Consider the following 3,160-nt stretch of genomic DNA (forward strand, 5'->3'; position numbering starts at 1 on the left):
CCCGAAGGTACCCAACAGGTGGCTGGTAACCCGCCGCTGGGACGACGGCATCCGCAGCTGGCTCGTCGAAAGCGACCACATCGGCGACACCGGCACCGTCGCCTCCCTCGACCCGGACGCCTCCACCGCCACACCGACCCGGATGGGCCGCAAGCACGAGATCACCGCCACCTCGCCGTGGCGCGAGCCGGCCGACCGCCGCGAGCCCTTCCTCACCGCCCTCGGTCCGGGCCTGCTGACCTTCTCCGTCTTCCAGCCCTACAACACCGACGTCTTCTCCATCCACGACCCGTTGGAGGACGTGACCGGCGACGCCCGGGTCAGCTACCGGGTGATCGGCTGGTATGCACAGGAGGACAGCGACATCCTTCGCGGCGACGCCGATTTCGGCGACCTGATGGACGAGCTGGAGTGGATCCTGCCGTCCGGCAACGGCACGCCGGACCGTTCGCTGTACGCCGGCAGCGTGCTCGGAATCGACTGGCAGCCGAACGGCCCCATTCCGAAGTCGGACAACCCACGTCCGGAACAGGTGATCCCGGCCATCGGCAACTCCACCGCCGAAGCGTGCGCCGAGCTGGAGGGGCAGTACGGCGGCGCCGGAGCGCTGGACGCGGAGGCGGCCAGGCTGTTCAAGGCGTTCACGCTGGGTGCCCTGGAGCAGCTGGAGCGCTGTGACGGAGACTTGTTGGTCGAACGGGCCGCACACCACTCGGGATTCGGACCGACGCCGGGCGGTTTCGCCTGGCGTGTGGTGGACCGCGGCGACCCGGACGCCGAAACCGTCCTGTCCGCGGCCGAGGTCGCGCGTGAACGCCGCGCCGAAGCCGACATCATCGCCACCCTGAACAGCAAGCAACGGAAGCTGGACGCGGAGGAGCGCAAGCTCCGGGACGCCCAGGAGTACCTCTTCCACCTCTGGTCGCTGAGCACACGGCGTTTCCAGCCGGCTTTCTTCACCGCTCAGATCAGGGACAAGCTCCGTCCCGACGTCGATCAATCGCCGGCTCACCGGGTGGCCACGCTCACCGCCGAAGTCAAGCGGATGCGCGCCGAGCTGCCCTGGTCGATGGATCAGGACGAGCTCGCCGACCAAGCCCGCGCGTACGCGGCGAAGCTGGGCATGCGCGCGTCCCACGTCCTGCAACGCGTCCCCTTGGAGCCGTACGAGGAATCCAGCGACCCGGTCCTCCTGCTGCGCGGCGCCAACCTGCACGCCCCGCTGGACCGGGACACGCTGCTGCCCTGCCGTGTCGAGGATCGCCTGGTGAAGTCCGTCGGACCGATCAACGAGTCCACCGTGATCGGGGACGTCGCCCAGGTCAACACAACCAACTTTCCCTCGCTGGTCCCCGCGCTGCTGGCGGAGTTCTTCATCCTCGACCGCGCGCTCGCCCAAGGCCTCGACCTCGGCACGGCCCACGGAGCGCTGCCCGAGTACGGCACCCAACCATGGCAGCAACCCTGGCAGCCGCTGTACCTGATGTGGAAAGCCGACTACATCGCGATCCCCTTCCAGGAGCCGGACGGCACCGAGAACTGGTACTTCAACGGCAAGCGCTACGAGTGGACCGGCAACGGGAACATCACGCACCGCATCCCGGTCTCCGGACGGCAGGTCCTCACCCCCCTCAGCGGTTACCAGAACGAGGGTCGACTCGCCGCTTACGCCAACGGGCGCACCGACCTCGACCAGGAGATGGTCCGCTCCCTGCGCGCCCGGATCCGTCGCACCGACGAGCTGTCCCAGCGCCTGGACGGGCTTTCGGCACAGATCGGCCAGCGGATCAACGGATCAGGACTGCGGCCCGACGGCACACTCGGCGCGCTCATCGCCGACGGCGACCAGGGAATCCCCCGCCCCGGGAACTTCCCGGACGAAGACGACGACGATGAGTGGCAGGCCAGCGACTTCCAGGAACTGCGTGCCGGACAGCTGGAGTTCACCCGCATCGCCATTGTCGACCGCTTCGGCCGCGCCGTCAGCCTCATCGACGAATCGGTTCACTTCGACATCGCCCGACCCGAGGCGTTCGTCCCGGACAAAGAGGTCGGTGAGATCGAACAGGACCGGTACGCACAGCTGACACCGCGGCTGTTGCAACCCGGCCGGCTCACCTTCCACTTCCTGGACGGCGCCACCGACGAGGAAGTCGACCTCACCGCCGGGACGAACCCGGTGTGCGCCTGGCTGATCCACAACCGGCTCGACCAGTCGATCGCCTGCTACGCACCCGACGGCGCGGCCCTCGGCGACATCCGGGTGGTGGTGGGCGAGGGAGGACGGGATGAGATCAAGTGGAACCCCCTGCCCGACTCCCCCGTCCCCGAGTTCGAGGACCTCGCCGACGTCTCCCCGCACGCCTACAAGTTTCTCGACGGTGTGCGCAGGCAGGGTCTGACCGGCTTCGACGCGCTGCGGCGGTACCTGGACGACGCGCTCGCCGCGATCGACCCCGACGGACCCGACGACACCTCCCTCATCTTCTTCTTCGGCCGCCCGATCGCCCTGGTACGCGCCGAGCTGGGCCTGGAACTGTGCGGTCCTCCCCGCAAGGACGTGCACTGGCGGACCATCTTCGACCAGCCCGAGCCACGACTGGGCGGCTACCAGTGGCGGGTGCGTCTCGGTGAAGCCGCCCAAATCGACGACGGTCTGCTCGGCTACGTCCGCGACGACGACTACGACCACATCGAAACCGCCCTGGACACCAACGACGACGGCTACCTCAGGTCGATCGGCAGAGGGGAACGGCTCAAGCTCACCTTCGACGGCCCCCGCACCGTCGTGACCATGCTGATCGACACCCGGGCAGCGGTGCACGCGACCACGGACATCCTCCCGGCCGGCACGGTGTTCGTGCCACAGGAGTTCACCGACCAGGCCCTCGCCGCCATGTCGGTGGCCTTCCGCGCGGGCCCGCTGCTCGCTCCGGTCCAGCCGGGCGCCACCGAGCCGGACGCCGTGCTGGTACCGCACCCCGCCACGGCCACCGGCACCTGGTCCTGGGCCGAGGCGGACGGCGACCACTGGCCCCGCTCACCCATGACCACACCCAACCCCGCGGTCTGGCCACAAGGAACCCGGCCTCGCATCCGCACCGGCTTCATGATGCTCGACGGCGCGGCCGCAGCAAGCCGAGAGGGCACGGGCTGACAA

General features: G+C 69.0%; 1 pseudogene. It reads left to right on the top strand.

Features of this window, described 5'->3' with window-relative positions:
* A pseudogene (locus AB0G02_RS32870) lies at positions 1–3,157 on the top strand (hypothetical protein); the annotation flags it as partial.
* Positions 3,158–3,160: the final 3 nt, after the last annotated feature.

Origin of the sequence: Actinosynnema sp. NPDC023658 (assembly GCF_040639995.1) — a bacterium.
GTDB lineage: Bacteria > Actinomycetota > Actinomycetes > Mycobacteriales > Pseudonocardiaceae > Actinosynnema.